Origin of the sequence: Streptomyces hundungensis, from assembly GCF_003627815.1 — a bacterium.
GTDB lineage: Bacteria > Actinomycetota > Actinomycetes > Streptomycetales > Streptomycetaceae > Streptomyces > Streptomyces hundungensis_A.
Map to the genome: position 1 here is coordinate 7,791,610 of NZ_CP032698.1, position 15,343 is coordinate 7,806,952.

At 71.5% G+C, this 15,343-nt stretch carries 14 protein-coding genes; 10 read left to right on the plus strand and 4 right to left on the minus strand.

The window, feature by feature from the left end:
* Positions 1-119 precede the first annotated feature (119 nt).
* From DWB77_RS34605 to DWB77_RS34620, 4 genes are all read left to right on the plus strand, one after another.
* Positions 120-1,064 carry an ABC transporter ATP-binding protein gene (locus DWB77_RS34605; protein WP_120728582.1) on the plus strand — a complete coding sequence of 315 codons (945 nt, stop codon included), beginning with the start codon at positions 120-122 and terminating at the stop codon, positions 1,062-1,064.
* Entirely contained in the window at positions 1,061-2,047 is a 987-nt protein-coding gene (locus DWB77_RS34610) for an ABC transporter permease (protein WP_120726376.1), read from the plus strand. The genes DWB77_RS34605 and DWB77_RS34610 overlap by 4 nt, the downstream gene beginning before the upstream one ends.
* Positions 2,048-2,243: 196 nt before the next feature.
* Positions 2,244-2,648 (plus strand): GntR family transcriptional regulator, encoded by a 405-nt coding sequence (locus DWB77_RS34615; RefSeq protein ID WP_120726378.1) that lies wholly within the window; start codon positions 2,244-2,246, stop codon positions 2,646-2,648.
* A gap of 195 nt (positions 2,649-2,843) precedes the next feature.
* On the plus strand, positions 2,844-4,535 hold the full coding sequence (locus DWB77_RS34620; RefSeq protein ID WP_162952671.1) for a neocarzinostatin apoprotein domain-containing protein: 1,692 nt from the start codon (positions 2,844-2,846) through the stop codon (positions 4,533-4,535).
* Here DWB77_RS34620 and DWB77_RS34625 read toward each other — a convergent pair.
* A complete protein-coding gene (locus tag DWB77_RS34625) occupies positions 4,526-5,686 on the minus strand; it encodes an epoxide hydrolase family protein (protein ID WP_120726383.1) in 1,161 nt (386 codons plus the stop codon). The two genes, DWB77_RS34620 and DWB77_RS34625, sit on opposite strands and share 10 nt — an antisense overlap.
* 136 nt (positions 5,687-5,822) lie before the next feature.
* On the opposite strand from DWB77_RS34625, the gene DWB77_RS34630 reads away from it, so the two are divergent.
* Complete coding sequence (locus DWB77_RS34630) at positions 5,823-6,206, plus strand: hypothetical protein (RefSeq protein ID WP_246033737.1); 384 nt, start codon at positions 5,823-5,825, stop codon at positions 6,204-6,206.
* Positions 6,207-6,304: 98 nt separating this feature from the next.
* Here DWB77_RS34630 and DWB77_RS34635 read toward each other — a convergent pair whose 3' ends face one another.
* Positions 6,305-6,757, minus strand: a complete 453-nt coding sequence (locus tag DWB77_RS34635; protein WP_120726385.1) for a lamin tail domain-containing protein — start codon at positions 6,755-6,757, stop codon at positions 6,305-6,307.
* A gap of 312 nt (positions 6,758-7,069) precedes the next feature.
* Here DWB77_RS34635 and DWB77_RS34640 point away from each other — a divergent pair, with 312 nt between their 5' ends.
* Positions 7,070-8,152 (plus strand): hypothetical protein, encoded by a 1,083-nt coding sequence (locus tag DWB77_RS34640; RefSeq protein ID WP_120726387.1) that lies wholly within the window; start codon positions 7,070-7,072, stop codon positions 8,150-8,152.
* A 92-nt stretch (positions 8,153-8,244) separates the two neighbouring features.
* Here DWB77_RS34640 and DWB77_RS38070 read toward each other — a convergent pair whose 3' ends face one another.
* The gene (locus DWB77_RS38070; protein WP_162952672.1) at positions 8,245-9,531 is read right to left on the minus strand and encodes a hypothetical protein; all 1,287 of its coding nucleotides are present in this window, start codon (positions 9,529-9,531) and stop codon (positions 8,245-8,247) included.
* Between the two features lie 453 nt (positions 9,532-9,984).
* Here DWB77_RS38070 and DWB77_RS34650 point away from each other — a divergent pair, with 453 nt between their 5' ends.
* From DWB77_RS34650 to DWB77_RS34660, 4 genes are all read left to right on the plus strand, one after another.
* Positions 9,985-10,596: a DUF11 domain-containing protein gene (locus tag DWB77_RS34650; protein WP_120726389.1), complete on the plus strand. Its 612-nt coding sequence runs from the start codon at positions 9,985-9,987 to the stop codon at positions 10,594-10,596.
* Between the two features lie 406 nt (positions 10,597-11,002).
* Positions 11,003-12,874: a carbohydrate-binding module family 20 domain-containing protein gene (locus DWB77_RS34655; protein WP_120726391.1), complete on the plus strand. Its 1,872-nt coding sequence runs from the start codon at positions 11,003-11,005 to the stop codon at positions 12,872-12,874.
* Between the two features lie 113 nt (positions 12,875-12,987).
* Positions 12,988-13,137 (plus strand): hypothetical protein, encoded by a 150-nt coding sequence (locus tag DWB77_RS38075; protein WP_162952673.1) that lies wholly within the window; start codon positions 12,988-12,990, stop codon positions 13,135-13,137.
* 232 nt (positions 13,138-13,369) lie between these two features.
* Positions 13,370-13,936 (plus strand): HPP family protein, encoded by a 567-nt coding sequence (locus tag DWB77_RS34660; RefSeq protein ID WP_120726393.1) that lies wholly within the window; start codon positions 13,370-13,372, stop codon positions 13,934-13,936.
* Positions 13,937-13,961: 25 nt separating this feature from the next.
* Here the strand turns inward: DWB77_RS34660 and DWB77_RS34665 are convergent, their stop codons facing one another.
* Positions 13,962-15,326 (minus strand): GH1 family beta-glucosidase, encoded by a 1,365-nt coding sequence (locus DWB77_RS34665; RefSeq protein WP_120726395.1) that lies wholly within the window; start codon positions 15,324-15,326, stop codon positions 13,962-13,964.
* Positions 15,327-15,343: the final 17 nt, after the last annotated feature.

Genomic DNA, 15,343 nt, shown 5'->3' on the forward strand with positions numbered 1-15,343 from the left:
CGCAGGTGTGACCAGGCCATGCCAAGAGATGCGGCCGCCGCCGATGGAGATTGACAGGCTCGCGCCAGGAAGACCATGATTCCACTAGTTGACTAATGGAATCGGTCGAGAGGGGGAGCATGAGCGGCACGGCCACTTCTGGTGGGGATGACGACCGCTGGGCCCTGGAGGCGAACGGCCTCGGGAAGAAGTACCGCCGGGGGTGGGCGCTGCGGGAGGAGTCCTTCCGGATTCCGGCCGGCCGGGTCTGCGGCCTGGTGGGCCCCAACGGGGCGGGAAAGAGCACCCTGTTGGGGATGGCCGCCCGGCTGGTCCAGCCGACGCACGGCGAGCTGAGGATCTTCGGCCGCCCGGTCGGCGACCCGGCCGCCATGCCCCGGTACGCCTACCTCGGCCAGGACGAGCCGCTGTTCAAGCGGTTCACCGTGGCGGAGTGCCTGCGCATGGGCCGGGAACTCAACCCCGGCTGGGACCAGGAGGCGGCCGAGCGGATCGTGCGCGAGGGGAACCTGCCGCCGAGCGCCAGGATCGGCAGCCTCTCGGGCGGCCAGCGCACCCGGGTCGCGTTCGCGCTCGCCTTCGGCAAGCGCCCCGACCTGCTGCTCCTGGACGAGCCGATGTCCGACCTCGATCCGCTCGCCCGGGACGAGATCGGCTCCCTGCTCATGTCGGAGGTGGCCGAACGCGGCACCACCGTCCTGATGTCGTCCCACCTGCTCTCCGAGCTGGAGCACATGTGTGACTTCCTGCTGGTGATGGCCGAAGGGCGAGTCCGCATGGCCGGTGACACCGACGAACTGGTGCCGCTGCACACCCTGGTGACCGGTGTCACCGTGGAAGGCCGCCTGCCCGACGCGCTCGGCGCACACACGGTGGTCGACGTGCGCACCGCCGGTCGGCAGTTCACCGCCCTCGTCCGCCACGAGGGCCCCTTCGACCCCACTTGGGAACTCGCCGAACCCAGCCTGGAGGAGGTGCTGCTCGCCTATCTGCGCCACCCCGAGGCGCCCGCGCTGCTCTCCCCGACCGCCGTCCCCGGCCACCGAGAGGAGCACGCGGCATGAGCACCCTCACCCGCACCCCGGCCCAGCAGGATGCCTCGTTCGCCGGTCGCAGGCGGCTGCGCGGGCTGGCCTGGCTGATGATGCGTCAGCATCGGGCCCCCCTCATCGCCTGCGCCGCCATGACCGTCGTCGGCGCGGCCTGGATCATCCACGAGCGCGGCACCACGCTGGACGCCCTGCACGGCGCCGGCTGGCCCGCCAAGCACGTCGACGGCCTGGACGGCGCCCTGGTCCAACGCCTCGACAACTCCTTCAACCAGGTCGCCAACTACCTTGGATATCTGCCCCTGTTGTTCGGCGTCTTCATCGGCGCCCCACTGATCTCCTCCGACCTGGAACACGGCACCGCCCGTCTCGTCGCGACCCAGTCGGTGCCACGGTCGCACTGGATTCTGTGGAAGCTCGGCCTCGCGCTGGGCCTCGTCGCGGCGACCACCGGGATCCTGGGCGCACTGTTCGGCTGGTGGTGGCGGCCCGTCCAGCACGTGGTGTCCAGCAACTGGCTGGACGGGACGGTCTTCGTCGGCAGCCTGCCGGTGCTGACCGCGCTCGCCCTGTTCACCACCTCCCTCGGCATCGCCATCGGTGTGCTGGTGCGGCGCGCGGTGACCGCCATGGTCCTCACCTTCTTCACCTCGGCGGTCGCGCTCCTCGTGGCCGACTACCTCAAGCCCCGGCTCGCCACGCCCCGACGGATCGCCTTCCCGCTGGGCTCCGAGCCGCCGCCGGAACTCACCAACGCGGTCCAGGTCGACCAGTGGGTCGGCACCGCCTCCGGCAAGGTCTATGGCTGGGGAACCTGTGTGAACGACAGCAACGCCGACGCCTGCCGCGCCAAACTGGGAATCGTCAACTCGGTGTGGGACTACTTCGGTTACGACCAGATGGCCACGCTCCAGTGGACGGCGGCCGGACTCCTGCTGAGCGCGAGCGTGCTTCTGGTGGCACTGGTCGTGTGGCGCGCCCGGCGCCAGGCCCTGTAGCGACCGCCCATGTGTGGCCGCGATCATGGAGCCATCGCCTCCATGTGGATCGCGGCCATGTGGATCGCCCCCGTGTGGATCACGGCCATGTGTGCGGCCGCCGTGGGGTCGGCACGCGTGTGTGCGGCCGCCATGGGGCGGCTGACACGAGAATGAGAACGGTGACTGTGCAGACGAGAGGAAGGAGGCGGGTGCGATGGTCGTGTTCCGCATAGAACGACGCAGCGGAGTGCCCGCGTACCTCCAGATCGTCCACCAGGTGGAACGGGCCCTGCGCATGGGGGCGCTGGGCGAGGGGGACCGGCTGCCCACGGCGGCCCAGGTCGCCGCCGATACGAAGGTCAACCCCAACACCACGCTCAAGGCGTACCGGGAACTGGAGCGGTCCGGCCTCGTCGAGGTGCGCCAGGGCGCGGGGACGTTCATCACCCGCACCCTCGCCGCCCCGGAGAACGAACCGGACTCGCCGCTGCGGGACCAGCTCGCCGACTGGATGCGGGAGGCCGTCACCATCGGGCTGACGGAACAAGAGGTCACGGCCCTGTTCGAGCGGGTCCGCGCCCAGCTCTACGCCGCGCCGCCCGACCCGGCCCGGCAGTGAGCCGCTGAACGGCGACCCCTGGGTGGACACCGCCCGGCCGGGCGGCGCCCCTGTCGGCCAATCCCTGGCCGGGCCTCACCGCCTCGCGGCTTGTTCTCGTGGGTCACGCTGGCCGGATGCGAGCTGGTCGTGAAGGTTCGCGCGCCGAGAGGATGCTCCCCTGCTGGGTGGGGTTACCGAGAGGGGTGGAAGCCGATGCGGCTACGACGAAAAGGGACGCCGGACAAAAGGGGCAGCGGCGCGATCGGGCGGGGCCTGGTCGCCGTGGCCCTCGCCTGTGCCGGAGTGACGGGAGCGACCACGGCGGCGCAGGCCGCGCCCGCCGCAACCGCGATCACGGCGGTGGCGCAAGCCGCGTCCGCCCCAACCGCGCCCACGACCGGGACCACGACGGCGACGGCGTCCTCCACCACGCAGCCCGCCGCAACCGCGACCACGACCGCGGTATGTGCCACGGACTCGAGTGCCCAGGGCCTGGCCAGCAGGCCGGTCTCCGACAGCCTGGTCTCCGTGGACCGTGCCGACGGCCGGATCGCCCAGTTCCAATTGTTCTACGACGCCACGGCGACCGGAGCCCTGCCCTTCGTCTGGCACCGCGAACAGGACGCGCCGGGCGGTGCGTACGGGGCTTGGCGGCGCGTGAGCGCGGCGACCGTGGGCCCCAAGAGCTACTACGTGACCGCGATGGAGAACTCCGCCGGGAACCTGGAACTGCTCTTCTCCACCTACGGGACCTTCTGCCACTCCGTCGAGAACGGAAGCGCGGGCTGGAGCCGGCCGGACGCGTTCGGGCTCGCCCCGACCCCGTACCACGGCGGAGTCGTGCTGTTCAAAGAGCGGGACGGCAGCATCGACGCCTTCGCCTCCGGGTCGAGGACCGGCAGCACGATGGAGGTGCGCCACCAGCAGAACGCGGAATCCGGCTGGGGCCCGGTCCTGACCATGGGCCAGGTCCCCGGCCCGGACGTGGGTCTGAGTCAGCCCAGCACCGTAAACCAACTCGCTGACGGGCGCCTGCACTTGACGGTCCGTGAGTGGAACCGCGACCGCATGTGGGAGATCTACCAGTCGCTTCCCGGCGGCGGATGGAACCCCTGGCAGCTCATGGCCCCGGCCCCGACATCAGCGACGGCACCGATGGCGGCCGCTGCGACCGGCGCCGCCGCCCCCGAGTTGAAGGTGAACCGCACGACGGGTCTTCGGGACGGCGACATCGTCACGTTCACCATCGCGGGCGGCCCGCCCAGGGACTACGTCTGGGTGAAGGAGTGCGGGCCTTCGGCGTCCGTGACCACCTGTGACGACGACACGGGCCGCCAGTTCCGGGTGTACCCGGACGGCACGTACCAGCTCTCGCCGAAGAAGCTGTACGCCCAACTCGCCACCACAGCAGGGCCGTTCGACTGCCGCAAGGCACCTTCGGGCAACCCGTGCACCCTGGCCCTCACCGACAACAACGGGGCGCTGCTGACCACGGTCCCGCTCCGCTTCGCCCCGCACGGGCCCCTGGAGGCTCCGCCCACGCTGAACGTGACTCCCGACGAAGGCCTGGTGGACGGCCAGGCGGTGCGGGCGACGGGCAAGGGGTACGAGCCGCAGTTCCACGCGCTGGTCATGGAGTGCGCCACCGGCTCCGCCGACACCTTCGGCTGCCGCCCCCGCTCCAGGCCGCCGGCCACCAGTGACAGCGGACGGCTGGACGAGACCGTCACCCTGTCGGCGACGTTCACCGCGATCGACGGCCGCACCATCGACTGCCGTGCGGCGCACGCCTGCGAGCTGGTGGTGTTCGGCACGAGGGTGCGCGGCCCGGAAACCGTGCGGCATCCCCTCACCTTCGTACCGGCGACGCCCGTGACTCCGTCGACGTTGTTCGTTCAGCGGTAGGGCCGGAAGAACGCGCGCAGTTCCTCCGCGTACGACTCGGGCTCCTCGAACGGCGCGAAGTGCCCGCCGCGTTCCGGCTCCGTCGCATAGGTGGTGTTCGCCACGCGTCGCAGCCAGCCCCGCGGCGGCCGGACGACATCGCCCTGGAAGAGGGAGAACCCGGACGGCGCATCGACCCGGCGCGCCAACTGTGCGGGCGGGATCGCGGCGTTCGCGCGGTACATGCGCATCGACGAGCCGATGGTCTCCGTCAGCCAGTAGATGGTGATGTTGGTGAGGATCTCGTCCCGGGTGAAGCTCCGCTCGATGTCGCCCTCGCAGTCGCTCCACGAGCGGAGCTTCTCGACGATCCACGCGGCGAGTCCGGCCGGTGAGTCGGTGAGCCCGAACGCGGCGGTCTGCGGCTTCGTGCGGTGCATCGCGGCATACGCGCCCTCGGCCGCGCCCCAGCCGGCGACTTCCGCGAGCCACTCGCGCTCCTCCGGGGCGAGCTCCTCCGGGTCGCCGGTGAAGAGGGGAATACCCGCGTCGGTGCGGTGGACCGCCACCACCCGGTCGGGGTGGTCCAGCGCGAGGTAGCGACTCACATGGCTGCCGATGTCGCCGCCCGCCGCACCGAACCGCTCGTAACCCAGGACACTCATGAGCTCCGCCCACAGGCCCGCCACGGCGATGGAGTCAAGGGGCGCTCCGGTGGGGCGCTGCGAATACCCGAATCCCGGGACGTCGGGTACGACCACGTCGAACGCGTCGGCCGGATCCCCGCCGTGCGCCGCCGGGTCGGTGAGCAGCGGAATGACCTTGGAGTAGCGCCAGAACGAGTCGGGCCAGCCGTGGGTGAGGACCAGGGGCAGTACGGGTCCGGCCGGGCCCACCGCACGGGCGTGCACGTAGTGGATTCCGAGGCCGCCGACCGGGACCCGGAAGCGGGGGAGGCGGGCGAGCGCGGCCTCCTGTGCGGGCCAGTCGAAGCCGTCGGCCCAGTAGGCGACGAGGTCGCGAAGGTAGCCGAGATCGGTCCCGAGCGCCCAGCCGGCATCCTCCGGCGCGTCGGGCCAGCGTGTGGCACGCAGCCGCGTACGGAGATCGTCGAGTGCCGAAGGCGCGGTCTGCGAGATGAACGGCTCGGGGCCGGGCAGTACGTCGGACATGAGAGGCACCCTATCGATGGCGCGACCCCGTCCGGGAGGCTCGACGCCTCAACACCCCTGACGCCGCCACGTGTTCGGCGCCCCGGTCGCGGGTAATGCGTTGCGGGGCCGGGAGCGTCGCCGTAGGGTCGCCCGCATGTCCCTGGATGCCCGTATGCGTCAAGCCCTGCCCGAAGCGATGCGCGCCCGCGACAAGGCGGCGGTGCGCGCGCTGCGTACCACGCTCGCGGCGTTGGACAACGCCGGAGCGGTGGCCGTCGGAGCGGCCGCACTGCGCGGCCAAGCCGTCGAGGAGTCGCCGGTCGGTGTCGGCGCCACCGAGGTGGCGAGGCGTGAGCTGAGCGAGAAGGACATGGTGGAGGTCGTACGCGCCGAGATCGCCGAACGGACCGACGCAGCAAAGGAGTTGACCGGTCCCGCGCACGCCGAGCGGGCCTTGGCGCTCCACGAGGAAGTCGCCGTGCTGCGCCGGTTCCTCGATGGTCCCGACGGCGACGAAGGTGTCGGCGGCGCACGGTAGGCGGCGGCCCACAAGCCGAAGGCCGGCACCCCCGAGGGGATGCCGGCCTTCTCACCGCAGGCGCCGTGGCGGCGGCGCCACCCGGTGGCTGAGGGTGGTCAGCGGTGGCGCCACGACTTGGTGGCGATCACGTGCTTGTGGTTGTCGCGCAGGGTCGCCGTGTCCGTGTGGTTGTCCCAGGCGTAGTCGCGGCGGTTCTGGTAGACGTCGCGGTTGGTGTCACGGCCCTTGCCGGTGTGCACCCGCACGGACTGGTGGCCGGCCAGGCGCAGGTTGTGGAAGGTGTAGCTCTGGTGGGCGCGGTCGGTGAGGGTCCAGCCCCTGAGGTTCACCGCGGAGCGGCCCGTGTTGGAGATGGTGACCCACTCGGCGTTGAGGCTCTTCTGGGAGTGGTCGTCGTGCCCGGGGCTGTCGTACTGGATCGCTCCGAAGACGATGGGGGAGCGGGGGGTCGGCCGGACGGTGGCCGAGGCGGGGACGGCAGCTGCCGCGGCGAGGCCGGAGGCGGCCAGGGCGAGTGCGGCGACGCGGGTGATGGTGCGAGGAGACATGTGAACTCCCAGTTCTCGACGCCCAGGGCAGGCGCCCGAGGGGGTCGAACGGTGTGAAGACCGGCGCTGGTTCGGCCGGACATCCACACTGTGGCCCGCGTCCGAGTGGGGCCGCGAGGAGAATTGCCGCACGTGACCAAACAGGGAATATGACACACCGTCAGGGATCACGGCGCGTACGCCCCGGCGCGCGTGAACCACTGCGCTCCCCGTGGTGGTGGGATGCCCACCGGTGGGGCGGGGGGTCAGCCCGTGGGTGGGACGGGGGCTGGCCCCATGGTCCGGGCGTGGCTCGAGGGGCAGGCTCGAAGCATGTTCCGTACGCCTCTGACCAACGGGTTCCTGCGTACCGCGAGCGCCGCGGCGCACCTCCGGCTGTTCGTCCTCGTCGGTGTCGTCACCGTCCTGGTGACCCGCGCCTTCCTGGCGCTCACCGACTACCCCAAGCTCGGGGGCGGCGCGGGCAAGGGCGGCCTGCACATCTCCCACACGCTGTGGGGCGGGCTGCTGATGCTGGCCGGGCTCCTGGTGATGCTCGTGTTCACCGGGACCGCCTCCCGCCGGCGCGGGGCGGTGGCCGGCGGGGTCGGCTTCGGCCTGTTCATCGACGAGGTGGGCAAGCTCGTCGCCACCGACGGCTACTTCTACCGCCCGGCCCCCGGAATCATCTATCTGACGTTCGTCGCGCTGACCGGACTCGCCTGGCGGGTGACGCGGACGGGATGCGCGGACCGGGCGGTGCCGTCCGGTGCGACCCGCGCCGCCTCCGCCGCGGACACCGCGCTCCAGGGCATCCTGTGCGGCCTGACGCCCCAGGAACGGAGCGAGGCACTGCGCCGCCTGCGCGCCACTGGCGAGCCCGCCACCGAAGTGGACGCCGCCCTCGTCGCCCTGCTCGAAGCGGTGCCCGAGCGCCCGGCTCCGCGGCCCGACCCGTACCACGCGGCAGCGCGGCGCGCGTATGCGTGGCTGGTGACGCAGGTGTCCGGCACCCGGGGTCTCGTCCACGTCGTCGCCTGCGGAACGACACTTCAGGCGGGGGTCCTGTTGGTCGCCGTGACCTGCGAAGGCCTCACGGGCGGCCTTGCCGGTGAGACGCAGTGGACGGCCATCGCGGGAGCGCTCGCCAGCTCCCTGGCCTCCCTGGTGCTCGCCGTGCGCGGTACGGCCCTGCTGCGCCGGGACCCGGGCGCGGCCCTGCGTACCCTGCGCGCCGCGCTCCTCGTGGACCTGCTCCTGGGCCAGGTCTTCAAGTTCACGATCAACCAGTTCTCGGGTGTGGCCGACTGGCTCATCAGCCTGGCGCTGCTCTACGTACTCTCCCTACAAGTGACACACCGTCAGGCGACGCGCCCACAGGCCCCCGTGAGCCCCACAGCGCTCACGGCACGCTGAGCCGGAGCCCGTAGCGAATCACGCTCTTCTCGCATCCAGAACGGGACGAGCATCGGCTTGATCGATGGGCTCCTCACGGCGTGAGCGGCCGGCTACGCCTCGGCGCCGCCGGTCGCGCCCCGGTGCATCACGGCCTCCCGGACCGATCGGGCGAGCGCCGCCGTCGCCTCGCGGTCCTGGCCCTCGTCCCCGAAACAGACGGTTCCCATGCTGCCCTTGTCGAGCCAGACGCAGTTGAGCATGGGTATGCCCTGCACCTCGTAGGCCATGCACGGCATGGTTCCGCCGAGGCGGCCGGGGTCGGCGTTCCAGTTCGAACGCGGGGTGAACCCGGGTTCGTCGATGCTCTCCTGAAGATCGCGGACCGCGTTGGAGGGCGCGTCGTGGAAGTCGCCGGTCGCGCCCCACACTGCGATCGCGGGGTGCTCGGGATCCGTCCCGTAGGTGTAGACGTAGGGGTGCCAGTTCCCGCCCGGCACGTCCGGGTCCATCGCGCCTTCCAACCGTTCCAGGGTGGAGCCGCCGTGCTGGCGGGCGAATCCCCGCACGTACTCGGGAGCCGCCACGGTGTAGTGCGGGTACGCCGAGTACTGCCGGTAGCTCCAGATGCCGGAGATCGTGCTCGCCGCGACGAGACCGACCAGGATCGCGGCGCCGGCGGCCAACTCGCGGCGGCGGTAAGCCGGGACGGGCGGCAGGCTGGGGGAGGCGGGGGCGCCGGATATGTCCTCGGGGGGCGCCGGAGGGCGGGCGGCGGCTCGGGCTCGGGCGCGCCGCAGGAGGGAGCGCCGCAGCGCAAGCGCGGGGAGGGAGGGGACGACGACGGCGAGCCTCGCCCAGCCGGGAAGGTGCAGCGCCGGGACCGCGAGCAGCACCACGGCACACCAGGCCGCGCGAAGGAGCGCCGTGGTCAGGGGCGCCCGCACCGTCCAGCGCAGCGGGGCCCGGCCGGGCCCGGTGAGCGCGGTGAGGGTCTCGGCGAGTACGGCCAGGCGATCGTCCCCGGGGCGGGCCAGGGCCTGGGCGCCGGCCCGCACGGCCGCGGAGCGGGGGTCGCTTGCCGCGGCCAGGGCGAGGCGGGCGTCGTGCAGCTGCGTCCGCTGCGGCGACGGCGGCCTCGGCCCCTTGATGCCCAGCGACCCGCCGCGCCGCGCGCGCTGCTCCAGTCGCAGGGCCTGCTGTGAACCCGGGGCCAACTCCCTTACCCGCAGGGCGAGTTCGGGGCCGCGTCGATGACGGCTGGGCCGTTCGAGATAGTCGCTGGCAAGGCAAAGCTCGGCGTAGGCGGTGAGCAGGTCGAGGCCGTCCGGGAAGGAGTCGAGCCCCTCCCGGTAGGCGGTCTCCGCGCGGTCGTCGTGGTCGTCGTCGTCCTCGGCCATGTGGGCCCGGCCGAGGATCAAGGACAGCCGGGCGTCGGGCCCGTGCGCTCCGCGCGGAGTTCCGGGCGTCGGCGAGCCGTCCCGCTTGAAGGTCTCGTTCCGCTTCCGCGTACGCGGACATGGCCTCTTCGTGCTCGGCCTGCATTGTTTCCCCACCACTGATGAATCGGCCGGACCGCATCGAAAGGGTTCGGCGCGCAACTATCACTCGGCAGACAGCCCTGGTCAAGGCGCATTTCGTGAGGTGGGCGGGTCGGGCGAGCACCACGCGGTCGGCGCCGGGCTCGTGCTTTCGGTCGATGAGGGGGTCCGGTGCGGCGGGGCCAAGGGCCCGTGCATCGAGGACGTGTGGCGAAGGGGGGGGGCGGCGCGGGAGTGGACCAGGCTTGACCGTGCCGCGCCACTGGGGGCGGCGACATCCCATGACTCCGACCTTCGAGAGGTTGTCCCTTGATGTTCTCCCGGCCGACTCGCACCCTGCGTCACCGCGTGGCCGCCGCCGCGATCGTCACCACCGCCGTCGCGGGGGTGTCCCTCGCCGTGGCCGGCTCGGCGTCCGCCGCGTACGGACCCGACTACGGCGACGCGTGGGTCAACGGCTACACCGGCAATTACAGCGACAACTGGACGAAGAAGTACAACAAGGACTACGGCGACGCCTGGACGCCGAAGGTGCCCGCCCAGAACCGGGCCGATGTCGCCGTCACCGCGTCCGGTCCCGCGCACCTCGACCACAACGAGGAACAGCTCTGGTCGGTGGTGATCACCAACTCCGGCAAGTCCACCGCCCACGGCGTGCGCGCGGTCACCACCCTGCCCAACGGCATCCAGCACCGCGCCCACCGCATCAGCCAGGGCGCCGCCCACGCCGCGCTGGGTGGCGACGGCCGCATCGTGGTGACCGCCGACGCGCTCAAGCCGGGCCAGACCGTGCGACTCCAGATAGCGGGCGTCGGCCCGTCGTACGGGGGCGGCACGGTCCAGCTCGTCACCGAGGTGACCACCTCCTCCCCCGAGCGGACCACCTCCAACAACACCGCGACGGTGCGCACCCGAATCGCCTGAGCGGCCCCCGCAACGCGCGGGGCGGCCGGGGGTGGCGAGGGTGGCGGAGCCGCGTGAAGAACTTGCTGCAAGTTTCTGAATGTTTTTGCGCCAACTCTTGACGGGGTATCGGCCGCGGAGGGAAGGTCTTCCTCACGCAAGCCAGCCGACCGCCGCAGTGGTCCGTGCGCCCAACACCGCCGCACGCGACCAGTGTTCGGCACGGGACACCCGCGGGCCGGGTCCCTCACACCTCGTGACGGACCCGGCCCGCGGGGTGCCGGCGGCAGGCGGGTTGTGCGGAGCCGTGGTGTCGGCCGACACCACGGGTCACCTCCCCGCAGCCGGACCACGCCGGGCGACCACCTCCCCATGGCCGCCGCCACGGCGCGGATCGACGCTGCCCCCACCAGTTCAGGGAGCCGCCATGTCCGCACCAACGAGCCCCGCGCCCACCGCGCCACCGCTCGCCCGCCGCCGCGCCTCGACGACGCTGCTCGCCACCGGAGCACTGCTGGCCGGGGCGATCCTGCCCGTCGCCTTCCAGGGCACCGCACACGCCGCCACTGCCAACGGCGGCGATGTGATCGCCAACCTCTTCGAGTGGAACTGGAAGTCGGTCGGACAGGAATGTACGACCGTGCTCGGCCCCAAGGGGTACGGGGCCGTCCAGGTCGCACCGCCCGGAGACTCGATCCGGCTCAGCAACGGCACCCACCCCTGGTGGGACGTCTACCAGCCGGTGGGCTACGATCTGAACAGCCGCATGGGCACCGAGGCGCAGTTCGCCGCCATGGTGACGGCCTGTCACAACGCGGGCGTCAAGGTGTACGCGGACGCGGTCATCAACCACACCGCCGGCGCCAACCAGACCAGCACCGACTCCTACGGCGGCGCGAGCTTCAACCCGTCGACCTACACCTATGCCGGAATCGGCTACGACCGCTCCAGCTTCCACGACTACCCGGCCACCTGTCCCAACGCCGGGAACACCATCAACGACTGGAACAGCGCACAGCAGGTCCAGGAGTGCCAACTGGTGTCGCTGTCCGATCTGTACACCGAGAAGGACGACGTCCGCTCGAAGATCGCCGGGTATCTCAACAAACTGGAGGGATACGGCGTCGACGGCTTCCGGGTGGACGCCGCCAAACACATCGCGCAGGCCGACATGGCAGCCATCCTCGCCAAGGTCGACGACACCCGGTGGGGCGGCCGACCCTATGTCTACCAAGAGGTCATCCCGGGGGGCAGCGGGCAGCTCGCACCCAGCGCCTTCGAGGGCAACGGCAGCGTCCTGGAGTTCACCTACGCCCACAAACTCAAGGACCAGTTCACCGGAAACATCGCCAACTTGCGGACGTTCGGGCAGAGTTGGGGCCTGGAGCCGAGCGACAAGTCGGCGGTCATGGTGACCAACCACGACCTGGAACGCGACAACAGCACGCTCACCTACAAGGACGGCTCCCGGTACGTCCTGGCCCACATCTTCGAACTCGCCTGGGGCTACGGCACCCCGCAGGTCTACTCCGGGTTCCGGTTCACCACCAACGACGACTCGCCGCCCGCCGACGCGCACGGCTATGTCACCGACACCGACTGCTCCTCGGGCGCGTGGAACTGTACGGACCGCGACCAGGGCATCGCCAACATGGTGGGCTGGCACAACGCCGCCAAGGGCCAGAGCGTGGCCAACTGGTGGGACAACGGCAACAACGCGATCGCCTTCAGCCGGGGCAGCGCGGCCTGGGTCGCCATCAACAACAGCGGCAGCGCGGTCACCCAGACCTTCAGCACCGGCCTCGCGGCGGGCACCTACTGCGACGTCATCCACGGCGCTCCGGCCTCCGGGGGCACCTGCTCGGGACCCGCGGTGACGGTCGGCTCCTCGGGGCAGGCCACGGTCACCGTCGGCGCGGGTGACTCCGTGGCGCTGTACGGGAAGGGCACGTCCTGCACGAGCGGCTGCCCGACGACGTCGCCCGCCCCCTCGCCCACGACGTCCGGCACGGTCACCGAGACCTTCCACGAGACCAAGACCACCGTCTGGGGCCAGAACGTGTATGTGGTCGGCTCGATCCCGGCCCTCGGCAACTGGGACCCGAACGCCGCCGTCGCCCTGTCCTCGGCGTCCTACCCGGTGTGGTCCGCGACCGTCGGCACCCCGGCGAACACCCGCTTCGAGTACAAGTACATCGTCAAGGACGGCTCCGGGAACGTCACGTGGGAGTCCGGCGCCAACCGGGTGCACACTGCGGCGGCCTCCGGTTCCGAGACCCTCGACGACACCTGGAAGTAGCCCCGCTCAGGGCCCCTGGCGCACGGCCCGTTCTTTGACGGCTCCCTTCCCGTTGTGTGAGCGAACGATGACGGTGGCCTTCATGCCTGGTCAGCGCTGTTTTGCTGAGGGACATGAACAGCGCCGCCATCCCCGGCGGCAAGCAGCCGCCCGCCGTGGACGTACGCGTCCACGAGAAGGGCACCCCCGGGGTGTGGACCGTGCGCTGCAACGCGGCGGGCACGGTGTTCCCGGTGCCCGAAGCGTCGTCGAGCGGCTCCTGACCTCAGGATGTGACGCAGGCTGCCCCTTCGGCACCGACCGGCGAGATCGAGCAGGTGGGGGGATGGGAACGTCGTCGAGACGGTTGGTTACGATGACAAGCGGACTGCCTCGTTCCTACCCGGAGCGGGGCAAGGTCACGTCGCTCACCGCAGAACCTGCCGCGCATGTCGACCGTTCCCGACCCCCGTCGACCCGCCCGGCCCAGCGCCGTCTGCTGTGGAGATCGTTTCCATGCCCGAGCCCGCCCCGTCCCTGAGGACCGACGCCGCCCCGGCGCTCGTCGTCCACGACATTCCCCCGCCCAGGACCCGACTCTCGGGCCGGGCCCCCTCGCGCCCGCCGGCCGGCGCCGCCTTCCACACCGTCAGTGCGGCGGCCACCCTCCTGGTGGTCCTGGTGGCGATCGGCACCGTCATCCACGAACCGGTGCTGATACCTCCGCTGGCGGCAAGCGCCGCCCTCGTGCACGGCGCCCCCACCCTCTCCCTTTCGCAGCCCCGCAACGTCATCCTGGGCCACCTGCTGGGCGCGGCGACGGGCTATGCGGTCCTCGCCACGGTCGGCAGCTCGCCCTGGGCCACGGCCCTGGCCGGAGCGGCGACCATCGCCCTCACCCTCCTCGCCCGCGCGCCCCACTCGCCCGCCTGCGCCACCCCCGTCGTGGTCGTGTTGCAGCACCCCGCCCCGCAGTACTTCGTGCCCCTGCTCGCGGGTGCCTGCGCCCTGCTCGTCCTCGGCGAGTACACGGCCTCCCGCATCCGGCGGGGTGCCCCCGCCTATCCCGCCTACTGGTGGTAGCGGCGGCCCGAGACCGGCAAGGCCTTCATGCGGCCCGGCTGTGCAGGGCGCGGTGGGCCCGGACCAGGTCCGCGTAGCGGTGGCCGCTGGCCTTGATGGTGCGGGCCTGGGTGCGGTAGTCGACGTGGACGAGGCCGAAGCGCTTGTCGTAGCCGTACGCCCACTCGAAGTTGTCCAGGAGCGACCAGGCGAAGTAGCCGGCGAGCGGGGCGCCCCGGCGGACGGCCGAGGCGCAGGCCGCAAGGTGGCGCTCCAGGTAGTCCGTGCGCTCCGGGTCGTCGACGGCACCGTCGGGCTGGACCGCGTCCGGGAACGAGGAGCCGTTCTCCGTGACGTAGATCTTGCGCGCGCCGTACTCGTCGGTGAGGCGCATGAGCAGCGATTCGATGCCTTCCGCCTCGATCTCCCAGTCCATGCCGGTGCGCGGCACGTCCTCGCGCCGGACGGAACGGCCGTGCGGGACCGGCCCGTTGGGGTCGTCGACGACGTAGGCCGGGAAGTAGTAGTTCAGGCCCAGCCAGTCCAGCGGGGCGGCGATGGTGGCCAGGTCGCCCGGCTGCTCGGGCAGGTCGACGCCGTACACCTCGCGCATGTCGCCGGGGAAGCCGCGGCCGTGGACGGGGTCGAGCCACCAGCGGTTGACGTGGCCGTCCACGCGCCGGGCGGCGGCCCGGTCCTCGGGGTGGTCGGTGGCCGCGTGGACGGGGGAGAGGTTGTTGACGATGCCGATCTGCGCGCCCGGCGCCGCCGCCCGGACGGCCTGAGTGGCCAGGCCGTGGCCGAGCAGGAGGTGGTAGGAGGCGCGGACCGCCGCGGTGAGGTCGGTGAGTCCGGGAGCCATCCTGCCTTCGAGGTGACCGATCCAGGCCGAGCACAGCGGCTCGTTGAGGGTGGCCCAGTGGGACACCCGGTCGCCCAGGCGCTCGGCGACGACCGAGGCGTACGCGGCGAAGTGCTCGGCGGTCTCCCGCTCGGGCCAGCCGCCCCGGTCCTGGAGGACCTGCGGGAGGTCCCAGTGGTAGAGGGTGACGGACGGGGTGATCCCGGCCGCGAGGAGGCCGTCGATCAGCCTATCGTAGAAGTCGAGCCCTTTGGCGTTGACGGGGCCCGCGCCGTCGGGCACGACGCGGGGCCACGCGATCGACAACCGGTAGGCGCCGACGCCCAGTTGACGCATCAATGCCACGTCCTGCGGCCAGCGGTGGTAGTGGTCGCAGGCGGTGTCCCCGTGGTCGTCGTTGTCGATCTTTCCGGGGGTGTGGGAGAAGGTGTCCCAGATGGAGGGCGCTCGGCCGTCCTCGTCGACGGCCCCCTCGATCTGGTACGCCGAGGTGGCCGTGCCCCACAGGAAGTCGTGCGGAAGAGCGGCGAGGTCGATCGGTGCGGACACGGAAGTCCCTTTCGGAA

What these genes read in the sequence shown, in the direction of transcription:
- DWB77_RS34650 (WP_120726389.1), top strand. Translation starts at nt 9,985, where the DNA reads ATGTTCTCCCGGCCGACTCGCACCCTGCGTCACCGCGTGGCCGCCGCC.
- DWB77_RS38070 (WP_162952672.1), bottom strand. Translation starts at nt 9,531, where the DNA reads ATGGCCGAGGACGACGACGACCACGACGACCGCGCGGAGACCGCCTAC.
- DWB77_RS34625 (WP_120726383.1), bottom strand. Translation starts at nt 5,686, where the DNA reads ATGTCCGACGTACTGCCCGGCCCCGAGCCGTTCATCTCGCAGACCGCG.
- DWB77_RS34610 (WP_120726376.1), top strand. Translation starts at nt 1,061, where the DNA reads ATGAGCACCCTCACCCGCACCCCGGCCCAGCAGGATGCCTCGTTCGCC.
- DWB77_RS34655 (WP_120726391.1), top strand. Translation starts at nt 11,003, where the DNA reads ATGTCCGCACCAACGAGCCCCGCGCCCACCGCGCCACCGCTCGCCCGC.
- DWB77_RS34630 (WP_246033737.1), top strand. Translation starts at nt 5,823, where the DNA reads ATGTCCCTGGATGCCCGTATGCGTCAAGCCCTGCCCGAAGCGATGCGC.
- DWB77_RS34615 (WP_120726378.1), top strand. Translation starts at nt 2,244, where the DNA reads ATGGTCGTGTTCCGCATAGAACGACGCAGCGGAGTGCCCGCGTACCTC.
- DWB77_RS34640 (WP_120726387.1), top strand. Translation starts at nt 7,070, where the DNA reads ATGTTCCGTACGCCTCTGACCAACGGGTTCCTGCGTACCGCGAGCGCC.
- DWB77_RS38075 (WP_162952673.1), top strand. Translation starts at nt 12,988, where the DNA reads ATGAACAGCGCCGCCATCCCCGGCGGCAAGCAGCCGCCCGCCGTGGAC.
- DWB77_RS34620 (WP_162952671.1), top strand. Translation starts at nt 2,844, where the DNA reads ATGCGGCTACGACGAAAAGGGACGCCGGACAAAAGGGGCAGCGGCGCG.
- DWB77_RS34635 (WP_120726385.1), bottom strand. Translation starts at nt 6,757, where the DNA reads ATGTCTCCTCGCACCATCACCCGCGTCGCCGCACTCGCCCTGGCCGCC.
- DWB77_RS34660 (WP_120726393.1), top strand. Translation starts at nt 13,370, where the DNA reads ATGCCCGAGCCCGCCCCGTCCCTGAGGACCGACGCCGCCCCGGCGCTC.
- DWB77_RS34605 (WP_120728582.1), top strand. Translation starts at nt 120, where the DNA reads ATGAGCGGCACGGCCACTTCTGGTGGGGATGACGACCGCTGGGCCCTG.